The following is a 204-nucleotide window of genomic DNA, read 5'->3' as shown; positions in this document are numbered from 1 at the left end:
CCCGTGCCGTACTCTTGAACTGCCGCCACAGCAGCCGCTATCAAGCGTGTATCCCCAGCCAACCCCAAATAATCATTACTAGCAAAATTAATCACCTCTTGCCCCTCTAAATCCACCGTTGCCCCTGGCAGTCCATGTATAGTTTTTACAGAACGATACCAGTCAGCCTGATGAATGGTTGTTAAGGATTTTTGTAACCAAGCA

General features: G+C 47.5%; 1 pseudogene. It reads right to left on the bottom strand.

The features are described from left to right. Positions 1-204, bottom strand: a pseudogene (locus tag AACS98_RS01325) (8-amino-7-oxononanoate synthase); the annotation flags it as partial.

Source organism: Anabaena sp. CA = ATCC 33047 (genome assembly GCF_963870205.1).
In the GTDB taxonomy this organism is placed as follows: Bacteria; Cyanobacteriota; Cyanobacteriia; order Cyanobacteriales; family Nostocaceae; genus Trichormus.
The sequence above is the reverse complement of the archived record's forward strand: the minus strand, read 5'-3'. Positions and strand labels throughout refer to the sequence as shown.